This is a genomic window from Sphingomonas sp., from assembly GCF_042095875.1.
Classification (GTDB): domain Bacteria; phylum Pseudomonadota; class Alphaproteobacteria; order Sphingomonadales; family Sphingomonadaceae; genus Sphingomonas.
Genome location: NZ_JBELMJ010000006.1, coordinates 73,941 through 94,885 on the forward strand (window position 1 = coordinate 73,941; position 20,945 = coordinate 94,885).

A 20,945-nucleotide genomic window follows, 5' to 3' on the forward strand; every position below is an offset into this window, starting at 1 on the left:
ACTCGGGCGTCACGGCATGTGCCGTTTGTCGAGCTTTCGCGCCAGCGTGCGGCGGTGCAGCCCGAGCCGGCGCGCGGCCTCCGACACGTTGAAGCCGGTGTCGGCGAGCGTCTGGTGAATGTGCTCCCATTCCAGCGTCTTGATCGAAGTGGGGCGCGTCGACAGATCGGCCTGCGCGTCGCCCTCGGTCCGCGCGAAGGCGGCCTCGATGTCGTCGGTGTTGGCGGGTTTGGTCAGGTAATTGGTGGCGCCGAGCTTGATCGCCTCGACCGCGGTGGCGATGCTGGCGTAACCGGTCAGCACGACGATGCGCGTCGCGGGATCGCGCCGGTGGAGCCGCTCGACACAGGCGAGCCCGGACGCGCCGGCGAGCCGCAGGTCGACGACCGCGTGGTCGGGGCGGAGCGCGTCGGCGACCTCGTCGAGCCGCTCGGGCCCGTTCAGCACCTCGACCCGGTAGTCGCGACGCTCGAACGAGCGCGCGAGCGTGCGCGCGAACACCGCGTCGTCCTCGATGATCAGCAGTCGCAGCTGGCTCACGATGCTGCGTCCTCCAACAGAAGCGCGTCGAACGGCAGCCGCAAGGTCACCTCCGCGCCGCCGCTCAACAGGTTGCGCGCGTCCAGCGTTCCGCCGAGCGTGCGCAGGACGTTGGTCGACAGGAACAGGCCGAGCCCCGCGCCGCGGCGGTCCTTGCTGCTCTGGTACGGCTTGCCGATGTTGCCCAGGATTGACGGCGGGAAGCCGTGGCCGTCGTCGCGAACGACGAAGACGAGCAGGTCGTGCTCCTGCCGCAGCGCGACGTCGATCCGCGTCGCGCCGGCCTCCGCGGCATTGTCGAGCAGGTTGATCAGCGCTTGCGCGAGCGCGCGGTCGGCGACGATGGTGGCGTCGCGCGCGAGCTGGTCGTCGAGCGTCGCACGGGCCGGACCGGTCCAGTCGGCGACGATGCCGCCGACGAAGCGGCGCAGCTCAGTTCGCGCGGGTGCCTCGCCGGTCACCTCGCCGGCGGCGAACAGGATGCCGGCGAGAATATCCTTGCAGCGCGCGACCTCGGTCCGCATGTCCTCGACCTCGGCGGCGAGCGAGGCGTTCGCGGCGATCGCGGGTTCGCGCGTCCAGTCGCCCAGCGCGACCGACAGCGAGGCGAGCGGGGTGCCGAGTTCGTGCGCCGCGCCGCTGGCGAGCAGGCCCATGCGGATGATGTGCTCCTCCTCGACCGCGCGCTGGCGCAGCCGCGCGAGACGCGCGTCGCGGTCGCGCAGATTGTGCGCGATGCGGGTGACGAACGCGACCAGCAGCACCGCGGCGAGCGTGAAGTTGAACCACGACGCGAACAGGAACGGCGGCGACAATCGGCTGGCGTAGGCGATCGGCAGCGCGATCGGGCGGAAGAACAAGGTCAGCGCGGCGAAGGCGGCGCTGGAGACCGCGACGAGCAGCCAGCTAGACCACGCCTCCAGCAGCACCGCGCCGAGCACGACCTGGAGCAGGAACAGCGTGACGAACGGGTTGGTCGCGCCGCCGCTCAGGTAGAGTTGCAGCGTCAGGCACGCGACGTCGACGCTCAGCCCGGCGAGCAGTTGCAGGTTGGTGGGGGTGCGCCGCCGCTCCGCGATCAGCACCAGCAGGTTCAGGACGACGAGCAGCATCGCCGTCATCAGCATGGTGTGAACCGGCAGCGGGATGCCGAGCAGGTAGCGGACCGCGAGGATCGTCGCGACCTGTCCGCCGACCGCGAGCCAGCGCAATTGCACCAGCAGCATGAAGTTGCGCCTGAGCGCGTCGTCCGGACCGGTGTCGACGGGCGTGCCGCGGCGAGCCACGCGCGCGCTCAGTCCGCGTCGTCGCGCAGCGAGCGCGCGAGCAGGAACGCGACCAGCGCGGCGAGCCCGAACCAGGTCAGCGCGTAGACGAGGTGGTTGTTGGGGAAGCGGATCACCGTCAGCCCGCCGCGCGGCCAGCCGGTGCCGCCAGCGTCGGCGTCGACGAAATAGGGTGCGACGCGGGTCAGGGCGCGCCTGGCGGCGATCGCGGACACGTCGCGCGAGTACCAGCGGTCGGCGGCGGGGTCGTTGGTGCGCAGGAAGCCGCCCTCCGGCTCGGTCACGCGCAGCAGGCCGGTGACGCGCTGCACCCCGGCGGGCGCGGGATGCCGGCCGCGCTCGGCGGCGGGCACGAAGCCGCGATTGACCAGCAGCGTCCAGCCGCCGGTGTCGAGCGGGGTCATCACCCAGTAACCCGGCCCGTAATCGGTTGCCGCCTGCGTGTAGGTGTCGTCGTTCGGCAGGAAGCGGCCGGTCGCGGCGACGCGGGTGTAGGCGTCGTCCTTGCCAATCATCGCCCAGCGCGTTGGACCGGGCGCGGCGACCGGCGCGGCGGCGAGGCGGCGTTCGACCTGCGCGATCAGCGCGAGCTTCCACGCGCGCCGCTCGACCTGCCATATTCCCAGCGCGATCAGCACCGCGATCGCGGCGGCGCCGACCAGCAGCGGCAGGACGCGGACGCGCGCGAGGCTCACATCCGGTCCGACATCTCCGCCGCGGACATCGGCTGCATCGGCGGCATCATGTTCTGGTTCATGTGGAACATGACCCACAGCGAACCGGTCAGCGCGATCACCACGATGATGACGGTGAAGATCAGCGACATCAGCGTCCAGCCGGCCTCCGACTTGCGGTTCATGTGGAGGAAGTAGATCATGTGCACGACGATCTGCACGATCGCGAGCACCATGCAGATGCCCGCCACCACCGACTTGTCGGCGATCACGCCCGACATGACGAGACCGAAGGGGATCGCGGTCAGGATTACCGACAGCACGAAGCCGGTCACGTAGCTGCTGCGCGAACCGTGCGCGGCACCGCCGTCGACGTGGTCGTGGTGGTGGCCGTGATCCTGCGCCTGCGCGTGCGGTGCCACGTCGGGGCCGGCGGCTGCCGGCTGTTGCGTGTTCGCGCTCATCGCAGCACTCCCAGAAGGTAGACGAAGGTGAAGACGCCGATCCAGATCACGTCCAGGAAGTGCCAGAACAGCGACAGGCACTGGAGCCGGCGCATGTTGGCGTCAATCAGCCCCTTGCGCGACACCTGCACCATCAGCGTGACCAGCCAGATGATGCCGAAGGTGACGTGCAGGCCGTGCGTGCCGACCAGCGTGAAGAAGGACGACAGGAACGACGAGCGCCACGGCCCGGCGCCTTCGGCGATCAGGTTGGAGAATTCGTACAGCTCGATGCCGAGGAAGCACAGGCCGAACACGCCGGTGATGGCGAGCCAGCCGAGCGTCGCGCCCTGTTTCTTCTCGTCCGCCGCCAGCATCGCGAAGCCGTAGGTGATCGAGGAGAACAGCAGCATCGCGGTGTTGACCGCGACCAGCGGCAGCTCGAACAGCTCGGACGGGCGCGGCCCGCTGGCGTAGCTCGCACCAAACACCCCCCACGCCGCGAACAGCATCGCGAAGATGAGGCAGTCGCTCATCAGGTAGAGCCAGAAGCCGAGCATGGTGCTCTGCCCCGGCGGGTGCTCGTGCGGATCGGTGTCGTAGAACGTCACCGCGTCCTGTGCGCCGGGGGGCACGTTGGTCGTGCTGGTCATGCGTCAGGCCCCCGCGGCTGCGTTGGCGAGGATGCGCGTGCGCTCGTCCTCGGTCCGCTGCACCTCATCGGCGTGGATGTGGAAGTCGCGGTCGTAGTTGAACGTGTGGAAGATCGAGACCGCCAGGATCGCGACGAAGCTCAAGGCCGACAGCCACCACATGTACCAGATCATCGACAGGCCGAACGCGACCGACAGACCGCCCAGGATGACGCCCGTGCCCGTGTTCTTGGGCATGTGGATGTCGAGGAAGCCGGTGACCGGCCGCTCGGCGTTGCGCGTCTTCATGTCGTAGTAGGCGTCGAGGTCGTGGATCACCGGCGTGAAGGCGAAATTGTACGCCGGCGGCGGCGAGGAGGTGGCCCACTCGAGCGAGCGGCCGTCCCACGGATCGCCGGTCCAGTCGCGCAGCCGCTCGCGGTCGCGGAAGCTGACGTAGATCTGCATCAGGAACGACGCGATGCCCACCGCGATCATCGCGGCGCCGACCGCGGCGATGATGAACCAGATCTGCAGCGACGGATCGTCGAAGTGGCGCAGCCGGCGCGTCACGCCCATCAGGCCGAGCACGTAGAGCGGGGTAAACGCGACCCAGAAGCCGACCACCCACGACCAGAAGCTGACCTTGCCCCACCAATCGTCGAGCTTGAAGCCGAACGCCTTGGGGAACCAGTAGTTGATCGCCGCGAACATGCCGAACAGCGTGCCGCCGATGATCACGTTGTGGAAGTGCGCGACCAGGAACAGCGAGTTGTGGAGCTGGAAGTCGGCCGGCGGCACCGCCAGCAGCACGCCCGTCATGCCGCCGATCACGAAGGTCAGCATGAACGCGACCGTCCACATCATCGGCAGCTCGAAGCGGATCCGCCCCTTGTACATCGTGAACAGCCAGTTGAAGATCTTCGCACCCGTCGGGATCGAGATGATCATCGTGGTGATGCCGAAGAAGCTGTTGACGCTGGCACCCGAGCCCATGGTGAAGAAGTGGTGCAGCCACACGAGATAGGCGAGGATGCAGATCACCAGCAGCGCGTAGACCATCGACGTGTAGCCGAAGAGCCGCTTGCCACAGAAGGTCGAGGTGACCTCGCTGAATACGCCGAACGCGGGCAGGATCAGGATGTAGACCTCCGGGTGGCCCCAGATCCAGATCATGTTCACGTACATCATCGGGTTGCCCCCGCCGGTGTTCGTGAAGAAGTGCGTGCCGATGTAGCGGTCGAGGCTGAGCATCGCGAGCACCGCGGTCAGCACCGGGAAGGCGGCGACGACCAGCACGTTGGTGACGAGCGCCGACCAGGTGAAGATCGGCATCTTGAACATCGTCATGCCCGGCGCGCGCATCTTGACGATCGTGGCGATCAGGTTGACGCCCGACAGCAACGTTCCGATGCCCGCGATCTGCAGTGCCCAGACGTAGTAATCGACACCGACATCGGGCGAGTAGTCGAGCCCCGACAGTGGCGCCATCGCGAGCCAGCCGGTGCGCGCGAACTCGCCGACGAACAGGCTGGCCATCACGATCACCGCGCCCGCCGCGGTCATCCAGAAGCTGAAATTGTTGAGGAACGGGAAGCTGACGTCGCGCGCGCCGATCTGCAGCGGCACGACATAGTTCATGATGCCCGTCACGAACGGCATCGCCACGAAGAAGATCATGATGACACCGTGCGCGGTGAACACCTGGTCGTAGTGGTGCGCGTTCAGGTAACCCTCGTTCGCGCCGAAGGCCATCGCCTGCTGCGCGCGCATCATGATGGCGTCGGAGAAGCCGCGCAGCAGCATGACGGTGCCCAGGATCATGTACATGATCCCGACCTTCTTGTGGTCGACCGAGGTGAACCACTCGGTCCACAGCCACTTCCAAAGCTTGAAATAGGTGATCGCGCCGACGAGCGCGACGCCGCCGAGCATCACCGCGATGAACGTGCCGAGGATGATCGGCTCGTGGATCGGGAAGCTCTCCAGCGTCAGCCGGCCGAAGATGGTCTTGAGCAGAGTGTCGGACATAGCGGTTCAGCCCTGTGCCGTGGCCGCGACGCCGGGACGGCGCACGGGTTCGAGGCGGGTCATGTTTCGGTTGCTCTGCGCGCCGCGATCGGTCGAGCCTTCGGCCGGGCCGCGCGGCGCGGACATGTGCGGCGCGGAGCCCTTCTCATTCGGGTCCTTGCGCAGCGCGCCCTTGGGCGCATCGACCGGCGGGCGATCGTTGACGGGGGCGTGGCTGCCCGGTTCCGCCATGTCGTGCGCCATCACGTCGCTCATACACGGCACCCCCGGCTTGACGCACATCTGCGTGATGCGGCGGAACAGATCGTCCTGCACGCCGCCGAAGCGGAGCGGCTGGACGTTCTCGCTCGGCTGCTCGAGCTTCAGGTAGTTGGCGTCGTTGAGCCGCGCCTGCGCCGCGCGGGTCTGCGACGCCCAGCGCGCGAAGCCGGCGTCGTCCACCGCGTAGGTCCAGAACGTCATGCCGGAGAAGCCCGCGCCGCTGTAATTGCCCGAGCGGCCCTCGTAACGGCCGGGCTTATCGAGCACGGCGTGGAGCTTCGTCTCCATGCCCGGCATGGTGTAGATCATGCCGGCCATCGCGGGCACCCAGAAGGTGTTCATCACCGAGGACGAGGTCATGCGGAATCGCACCTGGCGGTTGAGCGGCAGCACGAGTTCGTTGACCGTCGCGACACCCTGCTCGGGGTAGATGAACAGCCACTTCCAATCGAGCGACACGACCTGCACCTCGAGCGGGCGGTCGCTGGCGGCGAGCGGCTTCTCGGGCGCGAGGCGGCCGAGCTGGCGATAGGGGTCGAGCAGGTGGGTCGACACCCAGGTGAGCGCGCCCAGCGCGATGATGATCATCAGCGGCGCGGCCCAGATCACGAGCTCCAGCCCGGTAGAATGGTCCCAGTCGGGCGCGTATTCCGCGTCCTTGTTGCTCGCGCGGTACTTCCACGCGAACAGGACGGTCAGCACCATCACGGGGATGATGATGAGCAGCATCAGCGCGGTCGACCACAGGATCAGCTCGGCCTGCTGGCGCGCGACGTCGCCCGCGGGGTTCATGACCACCAGGTCGCAACCCGACAGCGCCAGCGCCGCAGCGAGGGCCAGCGGGGCGGCGAGCCGGGAACGGCGCCAGGGTACGAGAGGCCGGTTCTTCATCACGGTCGAGCTAGGCTCCGTTGCTCGGCGATTAAATAGGACAATTTGTCCTATCCCCGCGCGCCGACATGGAACCTAAAGCATACGGGTAGCTTCGGAGTTTCATATCTATGGCCCAGTCGATCGCCTCGTCCGCGCCCGCCGAGCGCGATGCCCGCGTCGTGAACGCGCGCGACGCTCATGAGGTTAACCCGGGCGAGATCGCGATCGGCGTAATCATCGGCCGCACCAGCGAGTTCTTCGACTTTTTCGTGTACGCCATCGCCTCCGTGCTGGTGTTCCCGCAGATCGTTCTCCCGCAGCTCGACCGCGTGACGGGTACCTTCTGGTCGTTCGGCTTGTTCGCGCTCGCCTTCATCGCGCGGCCGATCGGGACGCAGCTGTTCATGCGGATCGACCGCGAGCTTGGTCGCGGTACCAAGCTCACGATCGCGCTTTTCCTGCTCGGCACCTCGACGGTGGCGATGGCGTTCCTGCCCGGCTACGCGTCCGTCGGCATCTTCTCGCCGCTGCTGCTGGCGGTGTTCCGCATCGGGCAGGGGCTGGCGCTCGGCGGGGCGTGGGACGGTCTCGCCTCGCTGCTCGCGCTCAACGCGCCGGAGAAGAAGCGCGGTTGGTGGGCGATGGTGCCGCAGATCGGCGCGCCGCTCGGCCTGATCGTCGCGGCGGGGTTGTTCGCTTTCTCGCTTGGCACGCTTTCCAGCGCCGATTTCCTGTCCTGGGGCTGGCGCTACCCGTTCTTCGTCGCGTTCGCGCTGAACGTGGTCGCTTTGTTCGCGCGGCTACGCATCGTGGTCACGCCCGAATATACCGACATGTTCAAGACGCGCGAGCTGACCCCGTCGCGGGTCACTGCGACGTTGAAGGCGCAGTGGCGCAACATCGTGATCGGCGCGTTTGCGCCGCTCGCGAGCTTCGCATTGTTCCACATGGTGACGGTGTTCCCGCTGTCGTGGGTCGCGCTCAACACCAGCGAGAACATCACGCGCTTCCTGCTGATAGAGATGTTCGGCGCGACGGTGTGCGTCGGCGCGATCGTGGTGTCGGGATTGCTGGCCGACCGGATCGGACGCCGCTCGCTGCTCGGCTACACTGCGGCGGCGATCGCGGTGTACAGCGGGTTCGCGCCGCAGTTGCTCGACGCCGGCACGTCGGGCGAGACGGTGTTCATGGTGGTGGGCTTCATCCTGCTGGGGTTGTCGTTCGGGCAATCGTCGGGCGCGGTGACCAGCAACTTCCCCAAGCGCGCGCGCTACACCGGCGCCGCGATCACGTCCGATCTCGCCTGGCTGTTCGGCGCCGGCTTCGCGCCGCTCGCTGCGCTGGTGCTGGCGGAGGAGTTCGGGCTCGTCGCCGCGGGCACTTACCTGCTGTCCGGCGCGGTCGGCACGCTGGTGGCGCTGGGGCTCAACAAGGAGCTCGCCAACCGGCTCGATTGAGCGAGGCTCGGCGACGCGGCGCAGCTGCGCGGCGTCGCCGGGTCTGTCCGCTCCCGCGCTGCATACCGCGCCGCGTCAACGGGTGAGCTGGTAGATGGGTAAGCCCATTCGGCCTTCACGGTACCTCAATTGGCGGGGTGAGGAAGGCGAAGCTGTTTACCGCGCACATTCGCGCGCTTGGCGTCCCCTTCGCCTATGCGGTCACCTCGCACTGTTCGGCGGCACCACGAAGCGGTTGCGCTCACTATCGAGCAGGACGACCTTGAATAGAGTTTCTACTGGTAGCTGGCCGCGACCATCGCGGTGGCGCTGGTCACCTAATCGCAGATGCCGGAACCGCGCGCCACCAGCCGTATCACCGAGAAGTGAGCGCGGGCACCGCGCGCGCGGCCTCGGCCGGGTCGATGCCCGGTTGTGCGCCCGCCGGGATCAGCTCGTCGCCGCGCTGCGCGCGCGCCGCGCGCTGGATCGCCTCGACCAGCCGCGGGTAGATGCCGCACGGGCAGATGTTGGTGATCGCCGCCGCGATCTCCGCCTCGCCGGGCATCGCATTGCGCTTCAGCAGCGCGGCAGCCGCCATGACGATGCCGGGAATGCAGAAGCCGCACTGCACGACGTTCTCCGCTACGAGCGCGAGTTGAACAGGGTGGTCGCGCTCGCGCGACAACCCCTCGATCGTGGTGACGAACGCGCCCTCGCAGCGGGAGAGCGGTAGCTGGCACGATCGCACCGCGCGACCGTCGACGTCGACGGTGCACGCCCCGCAGCTGCCGGCGCCGCAGCCGTACTTGGCCCCGGTCAGGTTGGAGCCGTCGCGCAGCGCCCATAGCAGCGGCGTATCCGCGACCATCAGATACTCGACCGGTTCGTTGTTGACAGTTAGACGCGCCATGATGGGGACCATAGCGCAAGTCGCGGCCATGGCACCCGCTAGTTGAAGCGAGAACAGGCGGCGCGCGGGTGCGCGGTCCGCCGGGGAGTAGAGGGCGCATGCAGGCAATGAACAACGCTCCGTCGGCGAGCGGCGATGCGAGTCACGGATACGACGCGCCCGACCTGCGCGTGTTCGTGTTCGCGCTGTTCTTCATCTTCGGTGGCATCACCAGCCTGAACGACATCATCATCCCCAAGCTGAAGGAGCTGTTCACGCTGACGCACGCGTCGGCGATGCTGGTGCAGACCGCGTTTTTCTTCGCCTATGCCTTGTTCTCGCTGCCCGCCGCCGGGATCGTGCGGCGCTTCGGCTATATGCGCACGGCCTCAATCGGGCTGGTGACGATGACGGCGGGGTGCCTGCTGTTCATCCCGGCGTCGGCGAACGCCGCTTTCGGGCTGTTCCTGGTTGCGCTGTTCGTGCTGGGGGCGGGGATCACCATCGTGCAGGTGGTCGCCAACCCGCTGATCTCGCTGCTGGGCAAGCCGCGAAGCGCGTCGAGCCGGCTGACCTTCGCACAAGGGTTCAACTCGCTCGGCACCACGCTTTTCCCGCTCGCGGGATCGGCGCTGATCCTGGGCGGGCTCGCCGACCAGAGCGCGTCGACGCTGAGCGGTGCCGCGCTCGACGCCTACCGCGCGGAGAGCTCGCGCACGATCGTCCACACCTACCTGGGTCTCGCGGTCGCGCTGCTGGTGATCGCAGGCGTCGTGTGGACGCGGCGCAACCGGTTGAATGAGGAGCAGGAAGAGGCGACCAGCATCTTCCACGCGCTGACGCTGCTCAAGCGCCCGCGCTTCGCCTGGGGCGTCGCGTGCATCTTCCTGTACGTGGGCGCCGAGGTGTCGATCGGGTCGCTGATCGTCAATTACCTGATGCAGCCCGACGTGTGGGGCGTCGCCGACAAGGTCGCGGGCGACCACGTGCCATTCTACTGGGGCGGGGCGTTGATCGGGCGGTTCATCGGCGCGTGGGTGCTGACCAAGGTGTCACCCGGCAAGGTGCTGGCGGCGGTCGCGGCGGGGGCGATCACGCTGATCCTGATCTCCGCCAACGTGCAGGGTGCGATCGCGGGCTGGTCGCTTCTGGCGATCGGGCTGGTCAACTCGATCATGTTCCCGACGATCTTCAGCCTGTCGAGCGAGGGGCTCGGTCGGCGCGCGGCGGAAGGATCGGGCGTGATCGCGACCGCGATCGTCGGCGGCGCGATCGTGCCCTACCTGACCGGACAGCTCGCCGACACGAGTGGCAGCCTGCAGTTCGCGCTGATCCTGCCGGCACTCTGCTACCTCGTGATCGCCGCTTACGGCGTGTTCACGCGCAAGTCGGGGGTGGAGGCGGTGCCGGCCTGAGCCGCCGCGACTGGGTCGGTCAGTGGCCGAGCGCCGCGATCTCGTCGCCGTCGAAGCCGAGGTCGCGTAACACCGCGGCATCGTCGCGCGTTCCGGCCATGCGCGGGGCGACGGTGCTGCTGGCCGAGTAGCGCGGGGCGGGGGCCGGTTGCTGGACGCCATCGGCGGTGACGAAGGCGCCGCGCGCGACATTGTGCGGGTGCGCCGCCGCCTCGTCGAAGCCGAGCACGGGCGCGAAGCAAATGTCGTGCCCGGCGAAAAACGCGACCCACTCGTCGCGCGTACGGGTGAGGAACAGCGCAGTCAGCTCGTCCTTGAGCGCCGGCCATCCGCGCGGGTCCATCTGCCTGTCCCATCTAGCGTCGTCGAGCGCAGCGACACGGCGGAACTCGGCGTAGAATTGCGGTTCGATCGCGCCGAGCGCGACGTATCCGCCGTCGCGCGTCTCGTAGGTGTCGTAGAAGGGCGCGGCGGTGTCGAGCAGGTTGGTGCCGCGCTCGTCGCGCCACCGTCCCATCGCGCGGAAACCCCACATCATCGACATGAGCAGCGACGAACCCTCGGTCATCGCCGCGTCGACCACCTGGCCCTCCCCGGTGCGCTGCGCGTGGAGGAGCGCGGCGAGCATGCCGAAGACGAGGAACATCGCGCCGCCGCCGAAGTCGCCCGCGAGGTTGATCGGCGGCGTCGGCTTCTCGCCCAAGCGGCCGAGCGCGTGAAGCACGCCCGAGAGCGCGATATAGTTGATGTCGTGGCCCGGCTCGGGCGCCATCGGCCCGCTCTGCCCCCATCCGGTCATGCGACCGTAGACGAGACGCGGATTGTCGGCCAGCATCACGTCGGGACCGAGCCCGAGCCGCTCCATCACGCCCGGGCGGAAACCCTCGATGATCGCGTCGGCGTCGCGGACGATGCGGCGGACCGCGGCGACCGCGTCGGCGTCCTTCAGATCGAGCGCGATCGACTTGCGGCTGCGTAGCAGGGGGTCCTTGGCATCGTTGGTGAGCGAAGGCGTGCCCGGCTTGCTGCGGTCGATGCGGATGACCTCGGCGCCGTGATCCGCGAGCATCATGCCCGCGAACGGCCCGGGGCCGATGCCGGCAAATTCGATCACGCGGATGCCATCGAGCGGTGGCGTGGCCATCGGTCTCTCCCATTTTAACCGTGGCAATGTACGGAGCACCGGACGCGGACACAACAAATGTTACGGTGTGAGTTTCCTGACGCGCTCGTGCTGCGGAGCGGGCAGAGAGATGATGCCGCCGAGCCGTGATCGGAAATGGGACCGTAATCTTGCCATAACACTAGCGAATGCCGACCAAAGTAGATTAAGAGCGAACGGTTAGGGAACAGGAGCGACGTTTGGCGGGCGATGGAATGGCGGTGCGGCAGGTCGGAGCACAGGTCGATCTGACGGCTTGTGATCGCGAGCCGATCCACGTTCCCGGTGCGGTGCAGCCCCATGGCCTGTTGCTGATCGCCGATCCGCAGACGTTGCGCATCCTCGCCGGCGCGGGCGATATCGAGGGGCGGCTCGCACTCGACTGGCTCGGGCGCACGCTGACGGACGTGCTCGGGATCGACGTGGCGAGCGTGCTGTCGCACGCGGCGGTGGGACCGGGCGGCACCGTGATCGGCGGCGTCGTGTCGGGGCACGACATCGCGTTCCATCGCTCGGGCGCGTACCTGCTCGCCGAACTGGAGCCGGTCGACCCTGAGGCACGCAGCCCGGCCGAGACGCTCGGCTGGCTCGACGCGATCGCGAGCGGGTTCGAGCGGACGGGCACGCTCAAGGCCTTGTGCGAGCGCGCGGCGGTCGCGTTCCGCGCGTTGACCGGGTTCGACCGCGTGATGGTCTACCGCTTCCTCGACGACAAGGCGGGCTATGTCGTGGCGGAAGATCGCGACGCGGCGCTCGACACGTTCCTCAACCATCATTTCCCCGCGACCGACATCCCGCGCCAGGCGCGCGCGCTGTACGTGCGCAATCGCACGCGCGTGATCCCGACGATCGACTATGATCCGCAGCCGATCCGTCCGGCGGCGTTCGCGGGCGTCGACCTGAGCGACGTAGCGATCCGCAGCGTGTCGCCGATCCACCTGCAATACCTGCGCAACATGGAGGTGGGTGCCTCGGCGTCGATCTCGATCGTCAAGGACGGCATGTTGTGGGGGCTGATCGCGTGCCATCACCACGCCCCGCGCGGCCTGTCGCGCGACGTGCGCACCGTCGCGGCGGCGCTGGCCGGCGGGCTGTCGCGGCAGATCACCGCCAAGGAGGAAGCCGAGAGCTACCGCGAGCGGCTGGCGCTGCGCGCGGAGGAGGACACGCTGGTCCCGGCGCTGTTCGGCGACGAGCGGGCCGAGCGCGTGCTGGCGCGCCGGCGCGAGGACATGCGCCGCATGATGGGCGCGGACGGGTTCGCGATCGTCGGCGACACGGTGGAGACGACCGGCGTCTGCCCGACCGACGACAAGCTGCGAGACCTCGCGCGCTGGCTGAGCAAGCGCGACGACGGCGGCGTGTTCTCGACGCGCGAGCTGGGCGCCGAGTGGGACGAGGCCGGCTTGATCGCGCCGTTCACCGGCGTGCTGTCGATCACCGTGCCGCAGGAGCGCTGGACGCTGATCTGGCTGCGCGCCGAGCATATTGAAGAGGTCGAGTGGGCGGGCAATCCGCACAAGGCGGTGAAGGTCGACCCCGACGCGACGCTGACCCCGCGTACCTCGTTCGAGAGCTGGACGCAGCAGGTGCGCGGGCGCGCGCGGCGCTGGACGCTGGAGCAGGTCGACGCCGCGCAGCGGCTGCGCCGGATGCTGCGGGAGGCGGGGTTGCTGGGCGAGCTGCGCCGGGTCAACGCCGACCTGAACCGCGCGCTGGCGGAGAAGGACGCGGCGCTGGCGCAGAAGGACCTGCTGATGCGCGAGGTCGATCACCGGGTGCAGAACAGCCTGCAGCTCGTCGCCTCGTTCCTGATGCTGCAGGCGCGCGCCGCCGGGCCGGGCGAGGTGGCGGACCAGTTGCAGGAAGCGCGTTCGCGGCTGTCCGCGGTCGCGCTGGTTCATCGCCGGCTCTACCGCGACGACCAGATCGCGACGATCGACCTCAGCCGCTACCTGAGCGAACTGCTGAACGACATGCGCGCGTCGCTAGGGCGCGAATGGGGCAATCGCCTGTCGATGGATCTGGCCCCGGTGCTGATCCCGACCGACCGCGCGGTGAACGTCGGGCTGATCGCGGCGGAGCTGGTGATCAACGCGACCAAATACGCCTATCCGGCGGGACAGGTCGGGCCGATCGACATCGTACTGGAGCAGCATCGCAACAAGCTGCGGCTGATCGTGGCCGATCAGGGACGCGGCAAGCAGGGCGACAACGTCGGGTTCGGCAGCCGGATGATGAGCGCGGTGGTGCAGCGGATCGGCGGCGAGGTCGAGTATCTGGACAACCAGCCGGGCCTGCGCGCCGTGCTGACCGCGCCGATCGAGGACGACTGATCCGCTGAAAGGCGGCCGTTACGCCGCGCGGGCGCTCGATTCGACCGCGACGGCGTAGAGGTCGAACGTCGCCGCGGCCCCCGCGAGAAGCGCGTCGTGCCATTCTGGCGGGGCGTCCGCACCCGCCGCGTCGATCGCCTCGCGGATCGCGCGCCATTGTCCGGGGCCGTGCGCGGCGGACAGGTAGCGCGACGGCAGGTCGGCGCCGACCGATCGCGCCAGCATAACTCCGCCGAGCCGCGACCCCTCGACCACGTAGAGTGCGCCCCACAGGGCTGCCTCGCTGTTGAGCGCGAAGGGCAGGGCAGGCGGCATCGACTCGCCGAGATCGGCGAGGTCGCGCGCCAGCAGCAGGGTGCGCGGCGGCAGCGTTCGCGCGAAGGCGAGCGCGCCGAGCGCCGACTCCGCGGCGGGCAGCGCGCGGGCGTGCGCGACGAGGAAGCGGCGATAGGCGTCGCGATCGGACAGGTCGTAGGCGCCGAAGGCGGCGTCAACCGAGTCGTGCGAGGCGCGGGTAGCGGCGCGCAGGCGCGCCACCGCTGAGATGGTGTCAGTCGAGGCCGTTCTCCACGAACCGCTCGGCGAGCGCGCAATGCATCGCGATGCCCTTCGCCATGACGGCTTCGTCGATCATCATGCGGGTGTTGTGAAGCGGCGGGTTGGTGCGCGGATCGGTACCCTCGGGTGCGACGCCGATGAACGCCATCGCGCCGGGCACCTCGCGCAGCACGTAGGAGAAATCCTCGCCGCCCATCATCGGCGCGGGCATCACCGACCAGCCGTCCTCGCCGCTGATCTCGGCGGCCAGCGAACGCATCAGCCCGGTGGCCCGCGGGTCGTTCATCGTGACCGGATATCCTTCCTCCAGCCCGACCTCAGCGGTGCAATCGTGCGCGGCGGCGACGTTCTCGCAGATGCGCGCGAAGGCGGCGCGCATCGCCTCGCGCGTGGCGGGGGAGAGCGTGCGCAGCGTGCCCATCAGCTTGACCTCGCCCGGGATGATGTTGTGCGACGAGCCGGCGTGGATCTGCGTGATCGTCAGCACCGCGGGGTCGGCGACGGGCACGCGGCGCGCGACGTGGTTCTGAAGCGCGGTGACGATCGCGCAAGCGACCGGGATCGGATCGACGCACTCGTGCGGCATTGCGGCGTGTCCGCCGCGGCCCTTGATCGTGGCCAGCACCGTGTCGGTCGAGGCGAGCAGCGCGCCCTCGCGGCTGACGAACACGCCGGCGGGGGCGTTGGGCGAGATGTGGAGCGCGAACGCCGCCTCGGGCCGGGCGACGTCGAGCAGCCCGTCCTCGATCATCCAGCGTGCGCCGTGGTGCCCTTCCTCGCCGGGCTGGAACATGAACACGATCGTGCCCGATAGTTCGTCGCGGCGCGCGCAGAGCGCCTTGGCGGCGCCGGCGAGCATCGCGGTGTGCGCGTCGTGGCCGCAGGCGTGCATCGCGCCGGGTATGGTGGAGGCGAAAGGCAGGCCGGTCTCCTCCGTCATCGGCAGCGCGTCCATGTCGCCGCGCAGCAGCACGGTGCGGCCGTTCGAGCCCGCGCCGCCCGCGCGTCCGCCGCGCAGGATCGCGACGAAGCCGGTCGTCGAGGTGCTGTCGTGGATCTCGAGCGGGAGGCCGGCCAGCGCGGCCTTCGCCTTCTCGGTGGTGCGCGGGCAGCGGAGGCCGACCTCAGGCTCGGCGTGGATCGCGCGGCGCAGCGCGATCGTGTCGGCGAGCTGCGCGGCGCCGAGCGCGCTCCAGTCGGTGCGGGTGGCGAGGGTGGCGGTCATGAGAACGGCTCCTTTGCCGGCCGTTCTAGGCGAGAGCGCCGCCGTCGCCAAGCGGGCGGAAGGTCACGCTAAGGTGACGCCAACGCGGCTGCGTGCGGGCAAGCGGATGGGGCGGGAAGAGGGGGCGAGAGCAGGGATGGTGCGTGTAGGACAGAGGAAAGGTTTGGTGCTGGACTTCTGCCCGGCGGGCTTCGCATCACGGCGGCCGACACGAAGAAGCGGGATCCCGGATCAAGTCCGGGATGACGGGAGTGCTGTGCAGCGGCAGGGTGCTGACCTGTACGGAGGTTAAGTCGGCACGAGCGGACTAGGTCAGCGCGGCAGGACGACGCAGCCGCTGCCCGCGCGGGTGCAGGCGCGCTGCGCCTCGGCCTTGCTGGCGAAGCCGCTGACCTGCAGTCGGGTGATGCCGCCGGTGCGCGCGAAGCTGGGCGTGCCGCCGACGCGGCTGCCTACGCGCGACCACAGGCTGCGCGCGTTGCCGTCGTTGGCGAAGGCGCCGAGCTGGATGCGGTACGCGCCGCCGCTCGCCTTGGGCGGTGCCGCGCGCTCGGGTGCGGGTTTCGCGGCTACGCTGCGGACGGGCGGTTGGGTGGCTGCGGGAGCCCGCGCCGGACGCTCGACCTGCTCGGTGCGCGCGCGCTCCTGCGTCGCCGGACGACCGGGCTGCGCGTAGGAGGTGCCGGGGCGAGTCGACGCGGCGGTGGCGCGGGTCGGGGCGGGCGCGGGTGCAACGCGGGTCGGGGCTGGCGCAGGGGCGCCGCGGGTCGGCGCGGGTGCGGGGCGCGCGCCGGCGTCCGCCGAGGCGACCGCCGTCGGCGGCGTACCGCCCGTCGAGCGCGCGCGCGACTCGATCTGCTGCGCCAGCGCGATACCCTGGCGGCGCTGCTCCTCGGGGATGTACTTGTCCATCTGCGCCAGCGTCTGCGAGCCCTGCGGCAGACCCTGCTGCGACGAGCGGGTCACGAGCGCGTAGGCGCGGGTCCAGTCGCGCGGCACACCGTCGCCGTTGAACAACATCGTGCCGAGCACGAGCTCGGTGCGCTTCTCGTCGCGCGCGACCGATTTCTCCAGCCACGGCAGCGCGTCGGCCTTCTTGCCGTCCTGGAACAGCGCCAGCGCGTAATTGTCGGTCGCCTGCGGGTGGTTCTGCGCCGCGGCCTTGCGAAACCACTCGATCGCCTGCGCCTGGTCGGCGGCGACGCCGCGGCCGAGCTTGTACGCCTGACCCAGGTTGAACTGCGCGTCCGCGTCGCCCGCGGCGGCGGGCGCGCGCCACTGCGCGATGGCGGCGGGATAGTCGCCGCGGCTCCACGCCTCCACCCCCGCCTTCACGTCGGCGAGCGCGGGCGACGCCGCCATCGTGCCCATCAACGCCGCTGCGATCACCACCAGTCGCGTCTTCATCGCTTCGTCCCAACCCCGAACCATTCCGCCCACCATGCCCGACGCGGCCCGATGGTGAAAGTGGCTTAACCATGTTGGGGCGGCGTTAACGGTTAATTGAGCCGATGCTGGTATTCCATTCACCACGAGGCGGATGGCGCGCAGGAACGCCCGCGTGCCGTTCGCCGGGATCATGTGCGCCCGCGCGGACGCACGCGAGCGTGGGGTTTGAATATGGTGAAGCTTCCTGCACTGGCCGGCATCGGTCTATCGGCATTGCTGCTGGGCGGCGGCGGGATGGTCGTCGTGCAGGCGATCGACCCGGCAGCGGCGACGCAGCGCACCGATCCGAAGAAGGCCGCGGGCTACGCGCGCAAGGCGTCGGACCTGCTGGGCAAGCGCAAGTGGGAGAAGGCGGTACGCTACGCCGAGACGGCGGTGGCGAACAGCCCGGCGGACGCGGGTTACCGCATGATCCTGGGCAACGCGTACCTGCGCGCCGGGCGGTTCGAGTCCGCGCGCGCGACCTACGGCGACGTGCTGTCGCTGCAGCCCACGAACGGCAAGGCGGCGCTGAACCTGTCGCTGGCGCAGACGGCGCTGGGGCAATGGGACGCGGCGCGCCAGACGCTCGACGCGCACTCGGCCGTGATCGCGCCGGCAGACCGCGGGCTGGCGGTGGCGCTGGCGGGCGATCCCGCGACCGCGATCGAGGTGCTGACCGCGGCGACGCGCTCGCCGGAGGCGGACGCGAAGACGCGGCAGAATTTGGCGCTGGCGCTCGCGCTGGGCGGGCGCTGGCAGGAGGCGCGGACGCTGATCGGCATGGACATGACGCCGGCGCAGGCCGACGCGCGAATGGTCGAGTGGGCGACGTTCGCGCATCCCGCCTCGTCGTCGGCGCAGGTGGCGAGCCTGCTGGGCATCACGCCGGTCGAGGACCCCGGCCAGCCGGTCGCGATCGCGCTGAACGCGGCGGTAGCACCGGTGCGCGCGGCGGCGGTCGACCCGGTCGACCAGTTCATGCCCGGGCGCCCCGACGCGCAACAGGTCGCGGACGCCGAGCCGCAGCCCGCGGTCGGTGAGGTGACAGTCGCGCAGGCTCCCGTCGCAGCAGCGGTCGAGACAACCGCGCGCGCGCCGGAACCGGTGCGGCTCGCCCAGTTGATCAGGGCCGAAGGCAGCTACAAGGTGCGCACCGGCGAGCCGGTCTCGAAGCCGCGCGGCGAGCAGCCCGCCGTCGCCAGGGCGCCCGCACCCGGACGCTGGTACGTCCAGCTCGGCGCGTACGAGAATGCCGCGGTCGCGCGCGACGGCTGGGCGCGTGCGTCGCGCCACTACGCGGGGTTCGCGAACCTGACCCCGGCGGGCATGTCGGCGTCGGTCAAGGGCGCAAACTATTATCGCCTGTCGGTCGGCGGCTTCGCGCGCGGCGACGCCGATCGGATGTGCCGCAGCTACCGCGTGAGGGGCGGACGCTGTTTCGTGCGGCAGCAGGCGGGCGATCAGGTCGCCGCCTGGGTCAAGAGTGGCAAGGGCGTGCAGGTCGCCTCGCGCTGAGGCGGTCGGGGTAACTCAGGGCGGCGCGCTATAGTTCGCGCCCGCCCTTCCACGCGCGCAGCACGCGGCCCTGTACCGGCAAACCGTCGAACGGCGTGTTGCCCGCGACGCCGGGTGTCGCGTCGGCGTCGATCTGCCACGGGGCGTGCGGGTCGACCAGGATGACGTCGCCGGGCATGCCGGGGACGAGCGAGCCCGTCTCGACGCCGAGCAACCGCGCGGGGGCGTGCGCCAGCAGCTCGGCCAGCCGCTTGAAGCCGATCACACCGTCGCGCACGAGCCCGAGTGCCAGCGGCAGCAGCGTGACCGCGCCCGCCGCGCCCGCGGTCGAATCGGCGAACGGCAGGCGCTTCTCCTCCGGTCCGCGCGGGTCGTGACCCGAGCACAGCAGGTCGATCGTGCCGTCGGCGAGCGCGCCGAGCGCTGCCTTGCGATCGTCCTCCGAGCGTAAAGGGGGCGAGAGGTGCGCGAAGGTGCGGAAATCGCTCATCGCATTGTCGGACAGCAGTAGGTGCGTAGGCGTAATGCCGCAGGTGACGCGGACGCCGCGCGCCTTGGCGGCGCGGACCAGCGCGAAGCCCGCCGCCGTCGTCACCTGTCGCAGGTGAAGCCGCGCGCCGGTCTGCTCGGCGAGCATCAGGTCGCGCGCGATCGCCAGCGGCTCGGCGAGCGACGGCGCGGCGGGCAGGCCGAGGCGGGTCGCGGTCTCACCCTCGCTCGCGACCGCGCCGGCGGCCAGGCCACCGTCCTCCGCGTGCGCGATGACGGGCAGGTCGAGGTCGCGCGCGTAGGCGAGCACGCGGTGCATGACGCCCGAATCGGCGATCCACGCGCGCCCGGTGCCGACCGCCCGCGCGCCGGCCGAGGCGCAGATCGCCATCTCGGCGAGGTCGGTACCCGCGAGGCCGCGCGTCGCGGCGGCGATCGGATGGATCCACAAGTCGGGGCGGCCGATCAGCGCGGAGCGCTGCACGATGCCCGGCTCGTCGAGCACCGGCGACTGGTCGGGCATCAGCGCCACGCGGGTGATGCCGCCGGCGCGGAACGCGGCGCGGTCGATCGTCGCGACGCCGACGTCAACGATGCCGGGCAGGACGAGTTTGCCGCCGCAATCGACGCGGGTCGCGTCGTCGGAGATGGGGCAGTCGGCGATCACGCCGCCCGCGATCAGCAGGTCGCCGTTCCGCTCGCCCGCGACCGGGCAGACGATACGCGCGTTGTGAAGGTAGAGCGTGGTCATGCCCAACCCTCCACCCCGCGCGCGCGTCTGGTCAGCACGTCGAGGCACGCCATGCGGACCGCGACGCCCATCGCGACCTGCTCGGTGATCGCGGAACGCTCGACGTGGTCGGCGACGGCCGAGTCGATCTCGACCCCGCGGTTCATCGGCCCCGGATGCATGACGAGCGCGTCGGGAGCGTGGCGCTCGAGCCGCTCCATCGTCAGGCCGTAGCGCAGGTGATATTCGCGCACCGACGGCACGTAGCCGCCCGACATGCGCTCGGTCTGGAGGCGCAGCATCATCACCACGTCGGCGTGCGCGATCGCCTGGTCGAAGTCGGTGAAGGCGGTGACGCCCATCCGCTCGATCTCGGGCGGCATCAGCGTGGAGGGCGCGCAGACGCGGACCTCGGCGGCGAGCGCGGTGAGTGCCAGGATGTTGGAGCGCGCGACTCGGCTGTGGAGCAGGTCGCCGCAGATCACGACGCGCTTGTTGGCGATGCTGCCGAGACGGCGACGGATGGTGAGCGCGTCGAGCAGTGCCTGCGTCGGGTGTTCGTGGCGGCCGTCGCCCGCGTTCAGCACCGGGCAGTCCACCTTGTCGGCGATCAGGCGGACCGCGCCCGAGCTCATGTGGCGGATGACGATCACGTCGGCGCGCATCGCGTTCAGGGTCATCGCGGTGTCGATCAGCGTCTCGCCCTTCTTCACCGACGACTGCGCCGCGTGCATGTTGACGACGTCGGCGCCGAGGCGCTTGCCCGCGATCTCGAAGCTCAACAGCGTTCGAGTCGAGTTCTCGAAGAAGGCGTTGATCTGCGTCAGGCCCTCCAGCCGCTTGCCGGGCGTGGTGGGGGCGCGGTTCGCCTCGACCCATTGTTCCGCCTCGTCGAGGAGGAAGGTGATCTCGTGCGGCTCCAGGCCGTCGATCCCGGTCAGGTGGCGGTGTGGGAATACCGCGCCGCCTGGGATCAGGGTTCCGGGGCGGTGGTCCGAGCGTTGCATCGAAGCGGG

The 20,945-nt window shown here is 69.7% G+C and carries 18 protein-coding genes; 4 read left to right on the plus strand and 14 right to left on the minus strand.

Features of this window, described 5'->3' with window-relative positions; genetic code table 11:
• Positions 1-9 precede the first annotated feature (9 nt).
• The 7 genes from ACFDS6_RS03945 to cyoA all read right to left on the minus strand — a co-directional run bounded on the left by ACFDS6_RS03945 (position 10) and on the right by cyoA (position 6,758).
• Positions 10-540 carry a response regulator transcription factor gene (locus ACFDS6_RS03945; protein WP_375270806.1) on the minus strand — a complete coding sequence of 177 codons (531 nt, stop codon included), beginning with the start codon at positions 538-540 and terminating at the stop codon, positions 10-12.
• Positions 537-1,766 carry an ATP-binding protein gene (locus tag ACFDS6_RS03950; protein WP_375270840.1) on the minus strand — a complete coding sequence of 410 codons (1,230 nt, stop codon included), beginning with the start codon at positions 1,764-1,766 and terminating at the stop codon, positions 537-539. The genes ACFDS6_RS03945 and ACFDS6_RS03950 overlap by 4 nt, the downstream gene beginning before the upstream one ends.
• A gap of 68 nt (positions 1,767-1,834) precedes the next feature.
• Positions 1,835-2,521, minus strand: a complete 687-nt coding sequence (locus ACFDS6_RS03955; RefSeq protein ID WP_375270807.1) for an SURF1 family protein — start codon at positions 2,519-2,521, stop codon at positions 1,835-1,837.
• Entirely contained in the window at positions 2,518-2,964 is a 447-nt protein-coding gene (gene cyoD, locus ACFDS6_RS03960) for a cytochrome o ubiquinol oxidase subunit IV (RefSeq protein ID WP_375270808.1), read from the minus strand. Before cyoD ends, ACFDS6_RS03955 begins: the two co-directional genes overlap by 4 nt.
• The gene (cyoC, locus tag ACFDS6_RS03965; RefSeq protein WP_375270809.1) at positions 2,961-3,596 is read right to left on the minus strand and encodes a cytochrome o ubiquinol oxidase subunit III; all 636 of its coding nucleotides are present in this window, start codon (positions 3,594-3,596) and stop codon (positions 2,961-2,963) included. Before cyoC ends, cyoD begins: the two co-directional genes overlap by 4 nt.
• A gap of 3 nt (positions 3,597-3,599) precedes the next feature.
• Positions 3,600-5,606, minus strand: a complete 2,007-nt coding sequence (gene cyoB, locus ACFDS6_RS03970; protein ID WP_375270810.1) for a cytochrome o ubiquinol oxidase subunit I — start codon at positions 5,604-5,606, stop codon at positions 3,600-3,602.
• A 6-nt stretch (positions 5,607-5,612) separates the two neighbouring features.
• Complete coding sequence (cyoA, locus tag ACFDS6_RS03975; RefSeq protein ID WP_375270811.1) at positions 5,613-6,758, minus strand: ubiquinol oxidase subunit II; 1,146 nt, start codon at positions 6,756-6,758, stop codon at positions 5,613-5,615.
• 110 nt (positions 6,759-6,868) lie between these two features.
• Between cyoA and ACFDS6_RS03980 the strand changes: the two genes are divergently transcribed.
• Positions 6,869-8,197, plus strand: coding sequence for an MFS transporter (locus ACFDS6_RS03980; protein WP_375270812.1), 1,329 nt, complete (start codon positions 6,869-6,871; stop codon positions 8,195-8,197).
• Positions 8,198-8,552: 355 nt separating this feature from the next.
• On the opposite strand, the gene ACFDS6_RS03985 is transcribed toward ACFDS6_RS03980, so the two are convergent.
• Positions 8,553-9,089: a (2Fe-2S)-binding protein gene (locus ACFDS6_RS03985; RefSeq protein ID WP_375270813.1), complete on the minus strand. Its 537-nt coding sequence runs from the start codon at positions 9,087-9,089 to the stop codon at positions 8,553-8,555.
• Positions 9,090-9,187: 98 nt separating this feature from the next.
• On the opposite strand from ACFDS6_RS03985, the gene ACFDS6_RS03990 reads away from it, so the two are divergent.
• Positions 9,188-10,483: a sugar MFS transporter gene (locus ACFDS6_RS03990; RefSeq protein WP_375270814.1), complete on the plus strand. Its 1,296-nt coding sequence runs from the start codon at positions 9,188-9,190 to the stop codon at positions 10,481-10,483.
• A gap of 19 nt (positions 10,484-10,502) precedes the next feature.
• On the opposite strand, the gene ACFDS6_RS03995 is transcribed toward ACFDS6_RS03990, so the two are convergent.
• Entirely contained in the window at positions 10,503-11,627 is a 1,125-nt protein-coding gene (locus ACFDS6_RS03995) for a CaiB/BaiF CoA transferase family protein (RefSeq protein WP_375270815.1), read from the minus strand.
• Between the two features lie 239 nt (positions 11,628-11,866).
• On the opposite strand from ACFDS6_RS03995, the gene ACFDS6_RS04000 reads away from it, so the two are divergent.
• Positions 11,867-13,981 carry a histidine kinase dimerization/phosphoacceptor domain -containing protein gene (locus ACFDS6_RS04000; RefSeq protein WP_375270816.1) on the plus strand — a complete coding sequence of 705 codons (2,115 nt, stop codon included), beginning with the start codon at positions 11,867-11,869 and terminating at the stop codon, positions 13,979-13,981.
• Positions 13,982-13,999: 18 nt separating this feature from the next.
• Here the strand turns inward: ACFDS6_RS04000 and ACFDS6_RS04005 are convergent, their stop codons facing one another.
• The 3 genes from ACFDS6_RS04005 to ACFDS6_RS04015 all read right to left on the minus strand — a co-directional run bounded on the left by ACFDS6_RS04005 (position 14,000) and on the right by ACFDS6_RS04015 (position 17,171).
• Positions 14,000-14,518 carry a biliverdin-producing heme oxygenase gene (locus ACFDS6_RS04005; RefSeq protein ID WP_375270817.1) on the minus strand — a complete coding sequence of 173 codons (519 nt, stop codon included), beginning with the start codon at positions 14,516-14,518 and terminating at the stop codon, positions 14,000-14,002.
• Between the two features lie 13 nt (positions 14,519-14,531).
• Positions 14,532-15,764 (minus strand): M20 family metallopeptidase, encoded by a 1,233-nt coding sequence (locus ACFDS6_RS04010; RefSeq protein ID WP_375270818.1) that lies wholly within the window; start codon positions 15,762-15,764, stop codon positions 14,532-14,534.
• A 312-nt stretch (positions 15,765-16,076) separates the two neighbouring features.
• On the minus strand, positions 16,077-17,171 hold the full coding sequence (locus ACFDS6_RS04015; RefSeq protein ID WP_375270819.1) for an SPOR domain-containing protein: 1,095 nt from the start codon (positions 17,169-17,171) through the stop codon (positions 16,077-16,079).
• Between the two features lie 213 nt (positions 17,172-17,384).
• On the opposite strand from ACFDS6_RS04015, the gene ACFDS6_RS04020 reads away from it, so the two are divergent.
• Positions 17,385-18,710, plus strand: coding sequence for a tetratricopeptide repeat protein (locus tag ACFDS6_RS04020; protein ID WP_375270820.1), 1,326 nt, complete (start codon positions 17,385-17,387; stop codon positions 18,708-18,710).
• A gap of 28 nt (positions 18,711-18,738) precedes the next feature.
• Here ACFDS6_RS04020 and ACFDS6_RS04025 read toward each other — a convergent pair whose 3' ends face one another.
• A complete protein-coding gene (locus tag ACFDS6_RS04025) occupies positions 18,739-19,950 on the minus strand; it encodes a dihydroorotase family protein (RefSeq protein WP_375270821.1) in 1,212 nt (403 codons plus the stop codon).
• On the minus strand, positions 19,947-20,936 hold the full coding sequence (locus tag ACFDS6_RS04030) for an aspartate carbamoyltransferase catalytic subunit (RefSeq protein ID WP_375270822.1): 990 nt from the start codon (positions 20,934-20,936) through the stop codon (positions 19,947-19,949). The genes ACFDS6_RS04025 and ACFDS6_RS04030 overlap by 4 nt, the downstream gene beginning before the upstream one ends.
• Positions 20,937-20,945: the final 9 nt, after the last annotated feature.